This is a genomic window from Saccharopolyspora phatthalungensis (genome assembly GCF_014203395.1).
GTDB lineage: Bacteria > Actinomycetota > Actinomycetes > Mycobacteriales > Pseudonocardiaceae > Saccharopolyspora > Saccharopolyspora phatthalungensis.
In genome coordinates this window covers 232,967-251,744 of the sequence record NZ_JACHIW010000003.1, presented here as the reverse complement: position 1 = coordinate 251,744, position 18,778 = coordinate 232,967, and the positions used below count along the sequence as shown (strand labels likewise).

16 protein-coding genes and 1 pseudogene are annotated in these 18,778 nt (G+C 66.1%); 3 read left to right on the top strand and 14 right to left on the bottom strand.

What is annotated here, in order from left to right; genetic code table 11:
• Positions 1-151: 151 nt before the first annotated feature.
• Positions 152-709, bottom strand: a complete 558-nt coding sequence (locus BJ970_RS36380) for a hypothetical protein (protein WP_184733037.1) — start codon at positions 707-709, stop codon at positions 152-154.
• A gap of 268 nt (positions 710-977) precedes the next feature.
• A complete protein-coding gene (locus tag BJ970_RS39315; protein ID WP_281399744.1) occupies positions 978-1,103 on the bottom strand; it encodes a hypothetical protein in 126 nt (41 codons plus the stop codon).
• 302 nt (positions 1,104-1,405) lie between these two features.
• Between BJ970_RS39315 and BJ970_RS36375 the strand changes: the two genes are divergently transcribed.
• Together BJ970_RS36375 and BJ970_RS36370 are read left to right on the top strand one after the other, a co-directional pair.
• Positions 1,406-2,737: an NsdA family TPR-like regulatory protein gene (locus tag BJ970_RS36375; protein ID WP_184733035.1), complete on the top strand. Its 1,332-nt coding sequence runs from the start codon at positions 1,406-1,408 to the stop codon at positions 2,735-2,737.
• Between the two features lie 193 nt (positions 2,738-2,930).
• A complete protein-coding gene (locus BJ970_RS36370; RefSeq protein ID WP_312864652.1) occupies positions 2,931-3,542 on the top strand; it encodes a phosphotransferase family protein in 612 nt (203 codons plus the stop codon).
• 382 nt (positions 3,543-3,924) lie between these two features.
• On the opposite strand, the gene BJ970_RS36365 is transcribed toward BJ970_RS36370, so the two are convergent.
• The 9 genes from BJ970_RS36365 to BJ970_RS36325 form a co-directional block, all read right to left on the bottom strand.
• Positions 3,925-5,355 (bottom strand): purine-cytosine permease family protein, encoded by a 1,431-nt coding sequence (locus BJ970_RS36365; RefSeq protein WP_184733031.1) that lies wholly within the window; start codon positions 5,353-5,355, stop codon positions 3,925-3,927.
• A 64-nt stretch (positions 5,356-5,419) separates the two neighbouring features.
• Positions 5,420-6,904, bottom strand: coding sequence for an ABC transporter substrate-binding protein (locus BJ970_RS36360; RefSeq protein WP_184733029.1), 1,485 nt, complete (start codon positions 6,902-6,904; stop codon positions 5,420-5,422).
• 109 nt (positions 6,905-7,013) lie between these two features.
• The gene (locus tag BJ970_RS36355; RefSeq protein WP_184733027.1) at positions 7,014-8,402 is read right to left on the bottom strand and encodes a C69 family dipeptidase; all 1,389 of its coding nucleotides are present in this window, start codon (positions 8,400-8,402) and stop codon (positions 7,014-7,016) included.
• Between the two features lie 230 nt (positions 8,403-8,632).
• On the bottom strand, positions 8,633-9,547 hold the full coding sequence (kdgD, locus tag BJ970_RS36350) for a 5-dehydro-4-deoxyglucarate dehydratase (RefSeq protein WP_184733025.1): 915 nt from the start codon (positions 9,545-9,547) through the stop codon (positions 8,633-8,635).
• A gap of 21 nt (positions 9,548-9,568) precedes the next feature.
• A complete protein-coding gene (locus tag BJ970_RS36345; protein WP_184733023.1) occupies positions 9,569-10,891 on the bottom strand; it encodes an MFS transporter in 1,323 nt (440 codons plus the stop codon).
• A gap of 45 nt (positions 10,892-10,936) precedes the next feature.
• On the bottom strand, positions 10,937-12,115 hold the full coding sequence (locus tag BJ970_RS36340) for a pyridoxal-phosphate-dependent aminotransferase family protein (RefSeq protein WP_184733021.1): 1,179 nt from the start codon (positions 12,113-12,115) through the stop codon (positions 10,937-10,939).
• Positions 12,116-12,151: 36 nt separating this feature from the next.
• Entirely contained in the window at positions 12,152-13,795 is a 1,644-nt protein-coding gene (locus BJ970_RS36335; protein ID WP_184733019.1) for a M24 family metallopeptidase, read from the bottom strand.
• A gap of 138 nt (positions 13,796-13,933) precedes the next feature.
• Entirely contained in the window at positions 13,934-14,827 is an 894-nt protein-coding gene (locus BJ970_RS36330; protein ID WP_184733017.1) for a LysR substrate-binding domain-containing protein, read from the bottom strand.
• 342 nt (positions 14,828-15,169) lie between these two features.
• Positions 15,170-15,925: a LysR family substrate-binding domain-containing protein gene (locus tag BJ970_RS36325; protein ID WP_184733015.1), complete on the bottom strand. Its 756-nt coding sequence runs from the start codon at positions 15,923-15,925 to the stop codon at positions 15,170-15,172.
• 60 nt (positions 15,926-15,985) lie between these two features.
• Between BJ970_RS36325 and BJ970_RS36320 the strand changes: the two genes are divergently transcribed.
• Positions 15,986-16,405, top strand: coding sequence for a DUF5997 family protein (locus BJ970_RS36320; RefSeq protein ID WP_184733013.1), 420 nt, complete (start codon positions 15,986-15,988; stop codon positions 16,403-16,405).
• On the opposite strand, the gene BJ970_RS36315 is transcribed toward BJ970_RS36320, so the two are convergent.
• From BJ970_RS36315 to BJ970_RS37475, 3 genes and pseudogenes are all read right to left on the bottom strand, one after another.
• Entirely contained in the window at positions 16,377-16,595 is a 219-nt protein-coding gene (locus tag BJ970_RS36315; protein ID WP_184733011.1) for a TOBE domain-containing protein, read from the bottom strand. The genes BJ970_RS36320 and BJ970_RS36315 overlap by 29 nt on opposite strands.
• A 113-nt stretch (positions 16,596-16,708) precedes the next feature.
• Positions 16,709-17,374 (bottom strand): flavodoxin domain-containing protein, encoded by a 666-nt coding sequence (locus tag BJ970_RS37485; RefSeq protein WP_221468591.1) that lies wholly within the window; start codon positions 17,372-17,374, stop codon positions 16,709-16,711.
• Positions 17,375-17,488: 114 nt separating this feature from the next.
• A pseudogene (locus tag BJ970_RS37475) lies at positions 17,489-18,769 on the bottom strand (molybdopterin-dependent oxidoreductase).
• Between the last annotated feature and the right edge of the window lie 9 nt (positions 18,770-18,778).

The window sequence follows — 18,778 nt, the reverse complement described above, 5'->3', positions numbered from 1 at the left end:
TCGAGGTCGACGTCCTGCGTCCGCCGTGCCGGACCGTCGGGCCCGATGACGGTGGGCGTGAACCAGTCCCGGCCGGGTTCTTCGGAGAGCTCACCCGTCCACAAGACACCGCCAGCGATGATTCCCGTCCCGTGATGTTTCCCTACCATGTCTACGATTCCCCATTCCTGTCATTCGCGATCGCGTAACACTCCTCGCACAACTGCCACCCTTCCGGCGGGCGCTCGTTGGGCCCCCAACCGATCTGGCCACAGAATCCGAGCACGACCTTTCCGCCCTCGTAATCCGCTTGCGTCGTACCGGAGTACGCGAGATGAACGACGCGTTCCCGCCAGGAGGGCGCAAACTGGATCGTTCGTCTCACCTCAGCGACCCCGAGGTCTTGCGTCGATGGTTGCGCGGGTGCCTGCCCTGCCGAAGGCATGCCTTCGACCTGCGCGCGGCTCACCGACGGCACGTCGCTGGCGAGTACCGCACTCATGAAGCACAGAATGCACGGCATGCCCGTGAAACGGTCGACAATCTCCGCATCGTCCGGTGTGATCCGGTCGCCGCACACGGCCACCCACACGACCGGATCATCGCCGCCCGAAGCTTGGTCGATCTCGCTCGGAGCACCCCCACCGGCGTTCAAGACCCGCGTCGCGGTCGAAGCAGAATCGCCGGGCACACGATAGGCATGGACCTGCGGCGGACCGCCGAGCGCCAAGGTAGCGCCCCGGCGGCGGGCAAGAACAACCCCTCTCATGCCGCCCACCACCACCCACCGACAGGGCAACCACCGGCCGCAACGTCTAGTACGTTCCCCACCCCGGCCAGCGGCATGACTCGCCCGTCCGGCACCTTCGGGGCGCAGCAGCGGGGCACGTCCCCCGGTCCGGCCGGTCTCCTGCACCAAGGCGGAGCCAGTACTGCACGGCGTGCACTCCGGCCCCATTTCCCCGGAACCACGCCAGATCGGTCACGGAACATTGGCATCATCCCCCGGAGCTATTCAGAAACATCAGGACGGATCCGCTGGCCAAGCCCGGCCAGGACAGCCTGCGATGGTTGATGTCCAGCACGTCGAACGTCATGTCGAACACCGCCTCCAGCCGGTGCACGACACCGCCGCCTACACGCGAATCGAGGTCAACGGATCCCTGGGCGCGAACAATCAGGGCTCCGGTGCGCTACGGCGGCGGCCTACGGAAGGTGGAAGCACAGACGTCCTTACTGGGGGCGCGGGCTCACGGACTGGACACCGAGCGTCGTCCAAATCCGTACGAGCCGGAAGGGCAGATGACCGGGCAGACAACTGAGCAATCAACTGGGCGGATTGGTATTGCGAGATGTCGTTCGTGGCCGCATGGACATTTGTTCGCCGCTACTCTGTGATCCTCGGTGATCACAGAAGGGAACAGTCGTGAGTCAGTGCCATGAGCGCAACACGCAACTGACCGCAGCGCGTGAAGAAGCTCGGCTCACGCAAGAAGCCCTGGCACAGCTGGTCAACGAACAGGTTTTGCGAGATACAGGGACGCCCGGCGCTGCGACCGACCACTACATCTCCAGGCTGGAACGTGGACGTGTCCGGTGGCCGCGCGGGGCCGTTCGTCAGGCACTGCGGATCACTCTCGGGGCAGCCGACGACGACGCGCTCGGTTTCTATCCACCACGGCGTCAGACCGCTACCGTCGGGAGAGACGAGCCAGAGGTGGGTGAGGACGTGAAGCGCCAAGCATTTCTCCGTGGGGTCGCGGCATCAGTAACCGGAATGACGCTCAGTGCCCCGGTCGCTGAGGCGGCCGTTCGTGCCACCGTCGCGGGCCCCTCACCTACCCGGGTGGGCACAGATGACGTGCGGCAGGTCGCTGAGTCGGTCGATTTTTTCGGAGACTGGCAGGACCGGCGCGGCGGCGGTGCCTGCATGGATGCCATCGCGGGTCACCTGGCCTGGGCGACCAGCCTGTTGCAGGCCCGCGGCAGCCGGACAACGATACGTGACCTGCATTCAGCAGTGGGGTTCATGGCCAACGTCGCGGGTTGGGGTGCCTTCGACGCTGGACAACATGCGCGAGCCCGCGGTTACTTCAACGATGCCCTGGCCTGCGCTGAGATTGCTGGCGACTGGGGCCTACGCGCCAACGTGCTTTCCGATATGGCGCGCCAAGCCATCTACATCGGCACAGTCGAAGACGCTCTTACGCTTATTGAGCTCGCTCAGGTTCGCCAGGACCGGCTTACCCCGACCGCACAGGCCATGCTGTCGGTCGTGCGCGCCCGAACTCTCGCCGCCAAAGGACAGGGTGACGACGCCTATGGTGCTGTCCTCCGGTCTGAAGATCACTTCAGCGACAGCGAACCCGACAACGATCCCACGTGGATCCGGTACTTCAGCCAAGCCGAACTGGACGGGGACAATGGGCATGCACTCCTCGACGTCGCGCTCACGGGCAACCACGTCTCTGCTACCCGCGACCGCTTGGCCCGATCTCTGGCCGCCTACGATCACAACAACGTTCGAGCACGCGCCTTTGTACTGGGAAAACTCTCGATCTTGGAACTCACCCGCGGTGATGTCAAGCAAGGCATCGACTACGGCCGGCAAGCCATCAACACCGACGACCGGCTGTCGTCCCGACGAGCGCGCGATGACCTGGCCCGGATTCAGCGCGCGCTCGTCAAACACCGAGACCTGCCCGACGCGAAAGAACTGCAGGGCCGCCTGGCCCGATCCCTCCGAAACTCCGCGTAGGCCCCCGTGTCCGCAGCTACCTCCGCGACCTGCACATCGCGACCAAGCCCCATGCGCGGCTCGATGACGTAGTCGAGCTCCGTCACCAGATCGCCAAGACGATGCAGGGCTAACACCATGACCACCCCGAACGACCGTGCCCAAGCCGAGACCCAGGCCCTGCAAGCGGCCTGTGCCCAGAGGGGCATAGACGGTGCAGACGCCGTTCTTCTCAGCTTGGGCGACAGCGACCTTCCGGCTGCCACACCAACTCGTCGCCCGTGTGACCCGAACGGCAAGTCAGCGCGATACCGCCTTGCGGGAAGTCGCCATGTCATCGTGGCTGCACAGCGCCCACATCCCGGTGGTGCGGCCCGTCGAGGAACCGGTCGAGCTGAACGACACCGTGGTGACCTTCTGGCACGAACTGCCTCCACACCGGCCCGCAACCCCAGCCGAAATCGGCCAGTTCCTGCGCAAGTTGCACGGCACGCCACCACCTGCGGAGGGCCTACTTGCGGCGCTGCGACCTTTCGTAAGGGTCGCCGAGCGCATCGACGCCGCCCGGATCCTGGCCGACGACAAGAAGTTCCTGCATGAACGCCTCGGCGATCTCAAAACCCGGTGGAAGACGGCCACTTTCATGCTCGGACTGGCCGTGGTCCACGGCGACCCGCACGATAACAACATCGTTGCCACCGACGACGGCACCGTCCTGGCGCTCGACCTCGAACGCTTCGCGATAGGCCCGCTAGAATGGGATCTCACACTCGTGGCGATCGAATACGACAGCTTCAGCTGGGTCAGCCCAGCTGAATATCAGTAGTTCGCTGACGCCTACGGCTTCGACGTGCTTCGACGTCCTCGCCAGCCCGTCATATGCGCTGCTACGCGACATTCGTGAGCTCCGCATGACCAGTTGGCTCGCCAACCGCGCAGACCAAAGCGACCGGATCGGAGCCGAAACCCGCTACCGCATCGACTGCCTTCGCGGGCACTACGGCCCGCGGCCCTGGAACTGGATTGCCTCCTAACAACGACAGGCCACCGGGAGTTGGTACAGGGGGCCACGATGTCGTCCCAGGTAACTCCCTTCTTGATCTCGTCTGGCCACGCGGCGAGACGGTCCAGATCTACGGCTTCGTGCCCGCAGCGGTGGCGTGCGGTCCGAGCCGGCCGAAGGGGAGCATGTCAGTGGGTGCGTGCGGTCAGTTGACCAGGGACGATGCTTCGGCTCCGGGTCGGTTTTCGGGCCGGTAGCAACGGCCCTTGGTGGCGACGGTGAACACGATGTGCAGGAGCGGGCCGAGCACCATCGCGATGAACGAGGCGTAGTAGTCCGGGTATAGGCCGACGATACCGAGGCCGCCGACGAATACGGCGATACCGAGCGAGCTCAGGCCGCACGGATTCCAGGCACGCACTTCGTGTTCGCGGTACTCGATGTCTTCGCTGCGGCCAAGACGCAGCCAGCGGCGGCAGACGAAGTAGTCGGCCAGGATGATCAGCACCCAGGTATTGGTGAGCACGCCGGTGATCGCGAGGAACGTGTCCAGGTGGTTGATCACATTGAACGCATAGAACACCACACCCAATATCAGCACCAGGAACATCCACCACTGACGTCCCGGCCGGAATTTCGCTGCCACATCGAATCCGGAGGACAGCGCGATGGACCCGGAATACAGGTTCATGACGTTGATGCGGATTTGCGTGACGATGGCGAACACGACCCCGGCGCCGCCCATGAGATAGACGAACATGAACCCGGGATCCTGCGCCAATACCTGCCCGTCCGGTCCGGTTAATCCTCCGAGAATCGTGGAGCCGATGAACGCGCCGAGGAAGATGACGGCGAACATCGGGATCAGCTCGCCCAGCATGATTCCCGCGGTTCCGCGGTATCGGATGTCGCGGGCCGCGAACCTGCCGTAGTCCGTCGCCATCAGCCCCTGGAAGATCATCTGGCCGTTGGCGAGGCTGAACGCGGTCCACATCGCGGCAGAGTCCACCGGCGCCGTCGCATGCCAGTCAGCGGGACCGGCAGCGGTGTGCTCGGTACCCAGCTTGTACAGGCCCCAGGCCAACAGCAGCAAGAACAGCGGAAAGCCCCAGGACTGTAGGAACGACATCGCGTGCATTCCGCGCCAGACGAGCAGAAGCGTCACCAATCCCACGACGGCGAAGATCCCGATGCCGCCGATCGAGTTGATCGGCACGTCGAAGTAGTGCGCGATGGCGTGGGAAACGATCGTCCCCTCGAAAAGGAAGTAATAGATGTAGTTGACGGCATAGATGAAGGAGGTCACCGCCGAACCGTGGCTGCCGAACCCAAGGCCGCGGCTGAGCAGGTTCTGGGAGAGACCTTCCCGGCTTGCCATCCGCATGGTCAGCATGCCGATCAACACGGCACCGAAGAAGAAGTAGCCGATCGGCGCGAGCATGCGCGGCCAGCCCACCAGGAATGACTGCTGGGCACCGAAGGAGAAGAAGAACATTGCCGTGGCGTTACCGAGCAGCACCAGGCTGATCGCCGGAATCGGCCATCGCTGGCCGCTGGGCACTCGATCGATCGCGAAGCTCTCGATCTGGTCGTCGATGGAGGTGGCTGGCCCACGAAACTTCTCAAGGATTCCCATGATGAACCTTGTCTTGTGACGGATCCACGGGCGGGATCATCGAAGTGCGAAGATGACTTCGTTGCTAACGGACAACGTTTTTCGTGGGACCGACAACACGCGTGATCGAACGCGGTTCGTTCCACACCATCTGCAGGTTGCCGAGGGTCCGGTAGGCCCTCAGCGCCATTTCGTTGTCGACCAGTTCAGTCGTGGTCCGGTAGTGCTGGATCGTGCCCACAAACTTGTTGAGGACCCCGTTTTCCTGCCACGCTTCCCCGTCCACCGCCAGGTGCCGGGGCAGGAAGTTCCGCCGGAGACACCGCCGGGTCGCGCGGTCGATCGCGTCGGCGTCGAGGTCGGGAAACTCTCGCTGCGCGACCCGCACTGCCTCGGCAGGGAACGCATGGGCGTATTGGCACGCCTTTTCCAACGCGGTGATCACCGCTTCGTGCCGGTCGGGATCCGCCTGGATCACCTCGCGGCGGCTGGCGAGCGCCGAAAGCAGGTAGGGGCCGAAGAACCGGGAGAAATCGAAGACCTCACGCAGTCCGGCCGCGATGGCGATGTCGGCCTGCGGGGGAAACGCGAGGCAGATATCGGCCTTTCCCGCGAGTACCGGCTCGGGCTCCGTGCCGATCGGCACCTGGAGGACGCGATGGGCCTGCTCCGGATCGGCTTCGTAGAGGAATCGCAGGAATCGCAACAGGGCCCACTGCGAGTCCGGCTGGGGCTGGGTGGAGACGGTCCGGCCGACGATCGTCTCGGTGACGAATGTCCGGGGATCGTCTGTGGCTTCTATGCCTGCATCCTCGGCGAGCGCGAGAATTGCCTGTCCGTTGCAGAGCGTTCCCACCACGACGGCGTCTTCAACGCCTTGCTCGTGCGCGCGCATCACGAACACCGGGTCGTGCACTGAGTAGTCCGCCAGACCGCTTTCCACCGCAGACCACGCCTCGGTGCCGCCGCCGGCCGCGGTGATCTCGACATCCAGCCCTTCGTCCTCGAAAAAGCCGACGTCGTATGCGATGTACAGCGGCAGGTACAGCAGCGAGTGGAACGCCTCCGTGATCCGCACAACGCCGGACCACCTGCCGCCGGAGGCCGGCTCCGCGACGCGGCTTGTCGCAGAGGATTGGGTGGGACCGGGTTCCGCGGCCGGCTCGTTCGTTCCAGGGAACAGCGAGGCGATGGACGCGGCCGGCAGGCCGAGCATGATCGCCTCGCCGATGAACGCCTTGCGGGTGAGGTCGCCGCGCTGATAGCGCTCGACCAGACCGTCGAGCTTGCGGCCGGTCGTCACGGGGAGCTGACGACGGCGGAGCAGACCGCGGACCCGGTCGCGCATGTCGTCCTCGGTCGGCTCGGCGGACGGCTGGTCCTCGAACCGGAACTGTAGGTCTGCTTGCCGGCGGTCCAATACGGCGATCGGACGCAGCAGGATCGTTCCGTCGCTCTGCAGGGCGACCTCAACGACGTCGCCTTCCTGCAGCTCGGCGGCGCGGCGAACCTGGATGGGCAGGGTTACCTGGCCGTTGCTTCTGATGTAGGCGGTCTCGGGGCGATCCACGGGTCCTGACCTTTCCTTGAGATCTCGATCTGAGATCTCAACCTTGAGATCTCAAACAGGGTGAATGCGGCGGGACGCGCTGTCAAGAGCCGATCCGACGTCCTGCGTTTCAGCCGCCGAAACCGGCGATCAACTCCTCGGCGGCCTGCCATGCCTGACTGGCACAAGAATCGGTGAAAGCTGCCAGTGTCTCGGCCATCGCCGCATCCCCGCGATCGCGGCGCACCCGGAGCGCTTCGTCCTGAATTTGGGGAAGCTCCTTGGCCCAGCGACGTTCGAGCTCGTCGAACGCGCTGCGGACGATCGGCTGCCGCTCGGCGAACATCCCGCCAGATTCATCGCCTTTGACGCGGTCGAGCAGCAGCCGGAACCGCCACCAGTACGAACCCTCATCGAACGTGTCCTCGGGGGCATCCACGGGGCAACGCGGCAGCCGACCCGCCGAACCGGCCGTGGCGAAAGCCGCGGGCACCCGGCCCGCACCCACGAACACCGGCAGGTACACACCGGTGCACGGAGTCACGGGCGTCCACCACAGATACGGCAGCGGCTCATCTCCGGCGGGCAGCACGAACACGGCCGAACTCGCCGTATTGCCCCAGGTAAAGCCCGACGGATGGGAATGCATGCACAGGCTGAGGAAGTCCGGCAGGGCGGCGTTGAAGTACGGCCCGTCCAGGAAGGTGTCCTCGTAGTGGTCACGGAGAATCCGTTTCGCCCCCTCGACGTCCACCCCGCCCTTCGCCGAGATTTCCCGCAGCAACTGCCGCGACCGCTGCAGCCGGATGTGCGAAACCTGCAGCGGGGTGCCCGGGTCGGTGTAAGCGCGGGCGAAGTCGAACTCGCCTTCCTGCCCGGCATTCCACCAGCCGGCGCCGACCGCATGCGCCACCAGATCCTCGCTGGCGCGGTCCCACTGCGTCCGGATGGTGGCCTGGTTGGAGATCGCCCAGGTCCCCTCCCGGACCCGGCGAGCGACCCACTGGCGGCCGGAGGTCTCCACGATCCAGGCCTCGTGCGGGTCGGCGATGACGAACGAGTTGTCGTAGGCGCCGGAACGGGACGGGCTGCCAGGCACCGCCGCCCCCCACTGCCCGTACTGCTCGACAAGCGCGCATATGACGGTCATCGCCTCCTCGGCGGTTCGTCCGCGCTCCAGCCCCAGGCGCACCAGTTCCATTCCGAGCACCCCGGGGTCCACCGGCGCTCCGGCGCGGTCCATCGCCACCCCGGCGGCCCAGTCGCGGGTGAACAGCGCCTCGTTGCCGACGACGACTCCCCATTCGTTCAGGCCCAGCTCGTGTCCCCAGCACCAGTACGGGGACCCACCCACGTGGGCATAGGAGGCGGCGTCGTCGATCTCTACATAGGCCAGCGCCAGCTTGTCCCCGGCCGTTGGTCGTCGTTGAGGGTAGAAGCACAACGGTTGGGCGTCGGAGACCGGCCGGTCGCTGTTCTTGCCGACGAGCACATGGCCATTCGGTGTCACGTCGGGCATCGCGACGAAGGTGTCACAACTCCACGGATGCAAAGTTGCCTCCAATGCGGTGGGCGCGGGCGGACTTGAGATCTCAAGTCTGCCACATGGCCGGAGCCCCACCGGCTGGCGGTGCGGGCGATTTCAATGGGAAATCAGCCCGTTGATTTCCATTGAAATCGCCCGCAAACTGGCGCCCGCCACAGTCACTACCAGCGACGACGCCTCACGCATCACAGGGATCGTCGGGGTCAGGTGAGCTTGGCGATGAGTTCGGTCAGCTCGGCGAATTCACCCGGGGTCAGATCTCGCAGCGGACTCCGGACGGGACCGGCCGGTCGGCCGATCGCCCGAACACCCGCCTTCACGATGCTGACCGCGTATCCGGCGCCGCGATCGCGGATCTTGCAGTAGGGAATCACGAATTCGTTGAGGTCGCGGTAGATGCGGTCCCGGTCCCCGGCACGCACCGCGTGGTAGAACTCCACCGCGAATTTCGGGACGAAGTTGTAGATCGCCGAGGAGTAGGTCGTGACGCCCAGTTCCGTGTACGGCAGCGCGAACATCTCGGCGGTGGGCAACCCACCGATGTAGGTGAAACGGTTGCCGAGCCGCGCGTACACCCGGGTCATCAACTCCAGATCACCGACGCCGTCCTTGAACCCGACCAGGTTCGGGCAGGTTTCGGCAAGTCCTGCCAGCGTGTCCTCGCGGAAGACGGCGTTGGCCCGGCTGTACACGATCACGCCCAGATCGGTGGCGTCGCACACCGCGCGGACGTGCGCGGCGAGACCATCCTGCGGGCTGCCGGTCAGGTAGGGCGGCAGCAGCAGGATCCCCGCCGCGCCCGCGCGGGCGCATGCCTTGGCCATCTCCACCGCGGTCGCGGTTCCGTAGCCCGCAGCCCCGATCACTGGGAAGTCGTCCGGGGCTTCGGCCACCGCAGCGGCGGTCACCCGCTCGACCTCGGTCGGAGTGAGCGAGAAGAACTCCCCAGTGCCGCCCGCCGCGAACAGCCCCGTCGCGCCGTGCTGGCAGAGCCAGCCGATGTTGTCCCGGTAGGACCTCTCGTCGAACGAGAAGTCGTCGTGGAACGTCGTGACCGGGAAGGACAGCAGACCACTGCCCAGCCGTCGCATGACGTCCTCGGGAGAACTCGTCACCATGGGATCACAATTCCTTCGTTGTCAGCGTTGGAGCTTCTTCTTGGCGGTTTCGGGGATCGTCAGCGTCGTGAGCAGGGTCCCGATCGCGGTGGCGATGATGTAGTAGGCGGGGACGCGGCTGTCGCCGGTCACGTCAATGAAATAAGTGAGGAAGAGCGGAGCGGCCCCGCCGAAGATCGCGGTCGAGATGTTGTAGCCGATGGAGTAAGCGGTCACCCGGATCCGGGTCGGGAACAGCTCCACCAGGACGCACTGAATGACCGAGGTGTACATCGCGAAGCAGACGAACATGATCGCCATTCCGGCGATGCTGAGCGCTCCCCTGTGGTCAACCAGCAGGAAGCAGGGGTAGACCACGACGCACGTCGCGATCGACGAGGTCAGTAGCACCGGCTTGCGGCCGATCCGGTCCGACCAGCGCGACGTCAGCGGCACGGTGCACAGCAGCGCGAGGATGCCGACGGCCGTGGTGCCGAAGGACGCCGTGGGGTCGAAGTGCAGCGACTTCTGCAGATACGACGGCATGTAGCTGGTGAGCACGTAATACCCGGAGCTGTTGAGTAGCGACAACGTCGCGCAGACAAGGATCGCCCGGCGGCCGACTCGCGATGTCAGCGCCTCGCGCACCGGCTGGCTCGCGACCTCACCCGCTTCGGAGATCTCCCGGTACGCCGGGGACTCCTCCACCTTCCTGCGGATGTAGAGCCCGACGATGCCTAGCGGGAGCGCCACGAAGAACGGGATGCGCCAGCCCCAACCGTGCAGCTGCTGTTTGCTCAGCACCTCGGTGAGCAACAGGCCGATGACGCTTCCGGTGAGCAGCGAGGAAAACGAGCCGATCTGGGCGAAGGACACAATGAATGCGCGCCGGTTCCACGGGGCGTGCTCGCCCGCGAACGACATCACGCTGCCGAGTTCACCGCCCGCGGACAGGCCCTGCACCACGCGCAGCAGCACTAGCAGCAGCGGTGCCGCGATACCAATCGTTGCCGCGGTGGGCAATAGCCCGGCAGCCGCCGTGGCCAGCGACATGGTCATCAGGGAGGCGATCAGCACCTTGCGGCGGCCGAACCGGTCGGCGAAAAACCCGCCGACGATACCGCCGAAGGGCCGGAACACGAACGTCACGGCGAACACCGCGAAGGTGCTGATCAATCCGCTCGTGTCATCGCTGGCGAAGAAGTTGGCCGCGATCGGAACCGTCAGGAATCCATAGATCCCGTAGTCGTACCACTCGACGAACTGGCCCGCGGCGGTGCCGGCCATGACCCGGCGCAGGGACGACTTGTTTGTTGTGGCCGAGGAGACGTATCTGACCTCGGCGTCGGCAACTGGCTGGCTCACGCTGGTGACTCCGTTCCGGGCTGGTACCGCGAGGATGGGATGGGGTTATTCGGCGCACCACGCCTTGAGGAATTCCTGCGTTGGGTCGGTCGCGACCCGGACGCCGAGATCGTTGAGCTCGTGGGCGATCGCGGCGATGGTGTGTAGCAGCGGCCCCGGTCGGGCCGACTCCGCCATGTGCGCGATGCGGATCACGGTGGCGGCGTCACCATCCATTCCTCCCGCGATGTGCACACGGTGCCGCTGCGCCAGCCCGCGGCGCAGGGTTGGGGCATCGACTCCCGTCAGCCGGAAAGCGCCGACGGTGTCCGACTCCGCGCCCGGCGGCGCCACCGGGCGCATCCCGAGCGCGGCCATCGCCGCACGCAGGCCGGTGCCGCTGCGGCGGTGGCGGTCCCAGCGTTGCTCGATGCCTTCCTCGGCGGTCAGCTCAAGCGCGCGGCGCAACGCGACCACCAGGTTCGTCGGCATGGTCCAAGGCAATCGGCGGTACCCGGACTTCAACCGGCCTCGTTTCTCCAGGGGAACCCACTGGTCCCACCACCGGAGCAGGTCGAGGTAGTAGCCAAGCGGCGGCCGCGAGCGGCCTTCGATCTCGCCGAGGGCGCGCTCGCTGACCGCGACGAAGGCCAGCCCGGGCGGCGCGCCGACCGACTTCTGGGCCGCCGAGGCGCACAGGTCGATGCCGAGGTCGTCGAAGTCGATCGCGGTGCCGCCGAGCGAGGACACCGCGTCGACCAGCAGCAGCCCGTCCCGCCGGTGCACCAGGTCGGCGTACTCGGCGAGGTCGTTGACCATGCCGGTGGAAGTCTCGTTGTGCACGACACCGAGAACGGGCCTGTCGTGCCGGTCCAGCTCGGCCTTGATGTCGCTTACCGCCAGCGGCTGCCCGGAATCGTGCTTGAGCTCCACGACCCGCATCCCCAGCGACCGGCCGATGGCGGCCATCATGCGGCCGAACGTGCCGTTGGTCGGGACCACGAGGGTCCGGCCGACGTGGTCCGCGCTGGCCAGCGCGGACTCGACGGCGCCCCGGCCGCTCGCCGGCAGCACCACGACTTCGCCCGCGGTGCCGTAGATCCGCCTGAGCAGTTCGCAGGTCTCGTCCATCACCTCGGCGAACTCGGCGCTTTGGTGGTACATCGGCGGTGCCGCCAGCGCCTGGATGACCCGGTCGTCGACCAGGGTCGGGCCTGGCTCCATCTGCAATGCCACTGCGGTCATGGAAAATTCCTGTGCGTTCGAGGTTGAGTGGGTGGGTCAGGAGCTGATGGCGTACGTCGCGTCGCGGCCGACGTACCAGAGGTCCTCGGAGGCGATGGAGTGGTCGCGGTAGGGCCACTGGATCTCGCAGGCGCCGAACGATCCTTCGGCGAGCACGTAGGCATGGCCCGGACGCAACTCGGTCAGAAAGGACTCCTGTTTGCCCATGAGGTGGCCGACGTTGCGGCGCCCGTACTCCGCGTGCAGGTCGATGCCCGCGGGCATGAGCCCGGATTCGACGAGCTCCGCCTCGTGTTCGAGCAGCAGATCCACGCAGTCTTGGTGGACCTTTTCGCACACCGTGCCGGGACGCATGTTCGGGATGACGCCGTCGCGGATCACGTCGGTGAAGATCCGGTACGCCTGCCGCCCTCCGGGGGTGCGGACCAGGGAGCGCGCGATGTCCGAAGTGGCCATCACGACGCCGTCCACCGTGATCTTCACACCGGCATCGAACTTGAGCGTCGTGGTAGCGGCGGTCAACGCGTGTTCCGTCGGGATGGCCGGGTAGATCGTGCGGTCGGCGGAATGGCAGTTGACGAAGAACGGTGCGATGGCGAACGGGATGCCGAATTCGGCGCGGAATTCCGGAATCAGTTCGAGGTAGCGCCGGAAGACGTCGCGTTCGGTGAGCGCGGCGCCCTCGTCGAGCGCCTGCCGCGCATGCTGGAGCGCGCCTTCGATGCAGTAGCGGCTGGCCTGGGCGGCGATGACCATGAACGCCAGGTCCGTGCTGTCCCGTTCTTCGCGCCACAGCGACAGCTCCCGCGATGCGGGGACGACCTCGAATCCCGCGTCCCGCAACGCCAACGCGGTGCCGGTGTCGAGCCATTGTTCCTCGATCGCGAGTCGGCCACCGTCCACGACGGAGCGGACCGCCGCCGGCACCGAGGCGTGGGCGCCGACGACCTCGCCGGGAATCGTGTAGTCATCGGCAGCAGCGATGCAGTACAGGTGCTCGGACCCGCGGGCCCACAGGACGGCGAGCCCGGCACGCGGTGCCAGCCCCGTCAGCTCACCAACATTCGGTGGCGCGGCAGCGAGCACCGCGTCCGCGTTCAGCTTGCTCTCCAGCAACTCGAAACGGGTGTCCGCCGGTGCGCGATCGATCTCGTCGACCAGACCGCGCAGGTGCGGACGGTCGCGGAGCACTCGCGCCGCCGCCTCGGCGCCACCCGAGCGCAGCCGCGCGAACCGGTCATGCACGTCGCTGACCGCGAGCCGGTAGAGCAGCACCGGACCGCTCGGGGCGGACGCTTCGACGCGCAGGCGATCGCCGAACTGCTCGTGCAGGTCCAGGTAGCGGCCATATGGCAGGTCTGCGCCGACGATGATCGGGTCGGACCCGGCCAGTTCCGCGACCGCATCGGCCAGCGACTCGGCCGCCGACGAGCCGTTCACCATGTTGTCGAAGCTGACATACCGCTCGAAGAACCGGAGCCGGTCGGCCGGGATGCCGTGGGCGCGGAGGTTGCCGGTCTCCTGCTCGCGGGCCAGCAGGAACCGCTCGCCATTGCGGTCCGCGATCAGCGGCGTGACCATTTTCGGCGCGTCCATTCGAATACCAGGCGTGAGCAACTGCTTGATCGGATGGAATCCGAACTCGCCCGCGATTTGATCGCAATCCGTGATGAGCCGCACCGGGCACTCCTCGCTCTACACCGCAGAAGCCGTTCCTGTTGGAACTGCTGACGTCCGACCGATGTGCACACGCTAGGCGAGCCGATTCCGGGATGTCCAATACTTCGTTTGGATGTTCCGATCCAACGATTGAATCGATTACCCTCCTGTTGCAAACAAATGATCGAGCAATGCCGTTAACACGGGGTTGTCGTTGTTGCGTCGCCAGACGAGGCTGAGTTCCACCTGGCTCGACTCGGACAATTCGATGGGCCGGAAGACCACGTCCGGATAGCGCAGCTGGGTGGCCGCGGCGGGCACCAGGGACAGCCCGAAGCCGGTGTTGACCAGCGCCAGAACGGAGTGGATCTGACTCAGGTAGTGGGAGAACACCGGGGTGCATCCGGCATTTCGAAAAACGCTGATGAGTAGGTCATGGAAATATCTTGATTCCGCCGGCCGATACATGATGACGCTTTCTCCGTCGAAATCGGCGACCGTGACGGGGCCCGGCGATTTCGCCAGCGAATGCCCCACCGGAATGGCGACGACCAGCGGCTCCCGCACGTAGATTCGCGATTCGAGATCGTGCCGCCGGATGGGTGGGCGGACCATCATTCCGAGGTCGAGGCTGCGGTCGGAAAGCGCCTCCAGCTGTTCGTTCTTCGCCATCTCGCGCAGAATGATCTCGGCCCCGGGCAGGTTCTTCCGGATCACGTCCAGCACCGCACCTAGGGTGCGGTAGGCGCTGGCCGCCGTGAAACCGAGCGCCAGGCTGCCGATCTCCCCGGAGGACGCGGACCGGGCCGTCCGCGCGGCCTGCTCGGCCTGGCGGAGCAGACGCCGCGCCTCCGGAAGGAAGGCGCGGCCGGTCCTGGTCAACCGGACCGTGCGGTTGCTGCGGTCGAAGAGCGTGACGCCGAGTTCGTTTTCCAGCAGTTGGATCTGGCGGCTCAGGGGTGGCTGGGTCATGCGGAGTCGTTCGGCGGCGCGCCCGAAGTGCAGTTCCTCGGCCACGGCGACGAAGCCGTTCAACTGGAGCAGTGAGAACATGTTCTCCTTCGCCGCCCGCCGGGGAGGAACTGCCGGACCCGCCCGGCGGACCGGCCGCGCCCGTCTGCGAGCGGGAGGGCCCAGTCAGATCAGGTGCGGTGCGCACGTCTCGAACGATGTTCCTTGTGCCCGTCGCGTCGGCGTCCTAGTCAGCTGGATGGTGGGCCGCTCCGGCCGTGCACGTGGTGGTCGGCCGGATGCGGAGCGTGATTGAGGCGCAGGGCGCGGTTTCCCGATTTTGCCTGACGCGGCATGGATAGTCGAGCCTGAACAACCGTGCCTCCTGGAGGCCCACAGTCCGTGTGGGTGAATCCATCGCTGCTGGCCCAAGGTTGACGAGCGCTACGATCGGCGGCGCGGTTTCCCGCGTTTGCGGCTGTTAGGCGTGCCGGAACCTAGTCGTCGATTCCCACCGGCCGATTTGCGGACGGCAGCCTTGTTGCCATCGCCAGCGGGACGCTTGCGCTTCGCCGGCGGAGAGGCCGGTTGGCGCCCACGCGTGCTGTTGACAGTGCGCCCGCGGACGATCCCGATGAACTGCTCCATCAAGTCGGTGGTCTCCTCCTCCAGCCACGACAGCGCTACGCGCGACTGCTGGACATCCGTGACTGGCCGGTAGGCGAGGTCTTTGCGGTGGTGCAGTCGGGCGAGTGACTGCGGCACGACGAGCAGCCCCACCCCGGCCGCGACCAGTTCGATGGCATCCGCGGTCGTGGCCGGGCGCTCGATCGCCGGCCGTCCGGGCGGCTGTTCCCAGTCGAGGGTGTCGTCGCGGGGCTGCAGCACTATGTCGTCGGCCAGGTCGTCGGCGCAGACCTCTTCGGCCGTGGCCACGAGGTGGTCCTTCGGGACAACGACCACGGTCGTCTCGGTGTAGAGCGGGATCGCATGCAGGCCGGTCCGGTCTGTCGGCAACCGGAGCAGGGCCGCATCGGCGTCACGGTCTCGCACCACGCCGGCGGCTTCGGCCGCGGAAACCTGGATCAGGGTCAGCGGAACCTCGGGCAACCGGTTGTTCCATGTCCGCACCCACTTGCCTGGTGTCACACCCGGGACGTACGCGAGTGTGAAAGACGGATATCCGTCCGAGCCTGTCACGAGGTCAGATTACCTGGCGTCATCGCAGGTAGCTTCCGCGCGGTCGATACCCTTTACGGCATGACGTCGCAGAAGACCCCCCAGACGATGAAGCCCGCGACCGCGGCGAAGAAGCTGAACGTGTACCTCGAAGCCACCCCCGCGGAGTTCCAGGAGGGTGTCGTCTCTCGCGACGAATTGAACGCCCTGCAGGCCAACCCGCCGGAGTGGCTGCGGGAACTGCGCCGCAACGGCCCCCACCCGCGACAGGTCGTCGCGGCGAGGCTGGGCATCTCCATCGGCGCTCTCGCGCGCAACGGAATCACCGACCCCCTCACCACGGAGCAGATTTACGCGTTAAAGGCGGACAGTCCCGAGTGGCTTCAGCAGGAACGCGCCATTCAGGCCGAAGTCCGGAAGGAAGCGGTGCGAATCAAGGAGAAAAACGCGGAACGCCGTGTCATCCCGGACGCTAGCCGTCTCCGTCGACGGCCAGCATGACCTCGGTGGATTTGACGAGGACGGTGACCGGCGTGCCGGGTTTGAGGGCGAGGTCGTCGACGGCGTCGTTGGTGATCGATGCGGTGACCTGCTGGCCTCCGTCGAGGATGACCTTCACCACGGCCATCACGCCGCCGGATTCGATCGCGCTGACGGTCCCGGATAGCTGGTTGCGTGTGGACAGTCGCATGGGTTCCCCCTGCCAACAGCTCCGTGTCGGCACGAGGGTAAGCGCGTTGTGACCGCACCGCCCGGTGACCACCCACGACGCCGTTTCGCGATACGGACACCGGCCCGGAGAAGTCAGTAGACGTCGCGGACGTAGCGCTTGTCGATGCTGAGTTGCTTGACATAGGCGCCGGCGTCGGCGGGGCTCAGGTTGCCGTGCTGGGCGATGATTTCGCGGAGCGCTCGGTCGACATCTTTGGCCATGCGGGTGGCGTCGCCGCAGACGTAGAGGCGGGCGCCGTTCTTCAGCCAGGACCACAGCTTGGCTCCTTGTTGGCGCATCCGGTCCTGGACGTAGATCTTGGTGCGCTGGTCGCGGGAGAACGCCAGGTCGAGGTCGGTGAGGATGCCGTCGCGGCGCAGACTGGCGAGTTCGTCCTGGTAGTAGAAGTCGGTGGCTTGGTGTTGTTCCCCGAAGAACAGCCAATTGGGGGCGTGGTCGCCGCGGGCTCGGCGGTGGTCTAGGAAGCCGAGGAAGGGGGCGATGCCGGTGCCAGGCCCGACCATGATCATCGGTGTTGCCGTGTCGGCGGGTGGGCCGAAATGCTCGGCGGGCCGGACCAGCACCGGGAAGATGGTCGCAGTGGGCGCATCGGCAAGGAGGGCGGAGCAGACTCCCTTGCGCGGTCTCCCGCTGGGGCTGTCGTAGCGGATCACCGAGACGGTGAGGCTGAGCCGGCCGGGATTGGTCAGCGGACTGGAGGAGATCGAGTACCCGGGGTTGCAGCCTCTTGAACACATCGGCCCAGTCCTGCGCGGTGGCGCGAACGGGGTATTCGGCGGCGACGTCAACGGCTTGACGGCCCCAGGCCCATTTGGCCAGTTCGCCCTTGTTGTCCGGGCGCAGCAGGGTTTTCAGGTCCCGGTGGCCGAGGCGGCCTCAAGCCCGGTGATCACGGTCTTGCGGTTGGCGACCGTGGCCACCGGGTTAGTGCAGATGATCCAACATGCCTTGATCGAGCCCTCGGCGAGCTGGGAGAACACCTCCACCGTGCCGCGCCGGGTTTCGGTGCGCAGCGTGCCGGAGGGCAGGCCCCACAGGTTCTCCATGTAGGCGCGGTCCTCGGCCACGAGCACCGACCGCTGGCCCGGCAGGCCCGGTCCCATGTAGCCCATCTCCCGGCCGCCCATCGCGTTGGGCTGTCCGGTCAGCGAGAACGGCCCACTGCCCGCCCGGCAGATCGCGCCGGTCGCCAGGTGCAGGTTGATCAGGGCGTTGGTGTTCTACGTGCCGTGGGTGCTCTGGTTCAACCCCATCGTCCAGCAACTCATCCAGTTGCCAGCCGCACCACTCCATTCCGCTGCCCGGCAGATGTCGGCCTCCGGGATACCGGTGATCTCCGCGACCCGTGCGGCCGGGTAGTCGGCCAGGAACGCGGGCATTTCCTCCCATCCCTCGGTGGTTTCCGCGATGAACTCCGTGTCGATCTGCCCGTTCGCCACCAGGAGGTGCAGCAATCCGTTCAGTAGTGCCAAATCCGTACCCGGCTTGATCTGGAGGAACAGGTCGGCCTTGTCGGCGGTGGCCGTGCGGCGGGGATCCACCACGATCAGCTTCGAGCCCGCCTTGACCCGGTCCATCAACCGCAGGAACAGAATCGGGTGGCAGTCAGCCATGTTCGCGCCGATCACGAAGAACACATCCGCGTGATCGAAGTCCTCGTACGAACCCGGCGGGCCGTCCGCCCCGAGCGAGAGCTTGTACCCGGTGCCCGCACTGGCCATGCACAACCGGGAATTCGACTCGATCTGGTTGGTGCGCACGTAGCCCTTGGCCAGCTTGTTCGCCAGATACTGAGCCTCCAGACTCATCTGCCCGGACACGTAGAACGCCACCGCGTCCGGGCCATCTTTGTCCAGAATGTCCCGCAACCGCCGCGCAGTCTCGATTATCACCTCGTCCACCGGCTGCGGCGCCAGTTCCGCGCCCCGTTCCGGCCGCACCAGCGCTGTGCGCAACCTCCCGCTAGCCGCGAACAACTCCGCGCTCGTCGCACCCTTGGTGCACAACCGGCCCGCGTTCGCCGGATGCGACTTATCCCCGGACGCCTTCACCGCCCGAGGCGTTCCGTCAGAGTCCGCCACGTCCAGCACGACCCCGCATCCAACCCCGCAGTACGTACACACCGTTCGCACCGAGGTCGT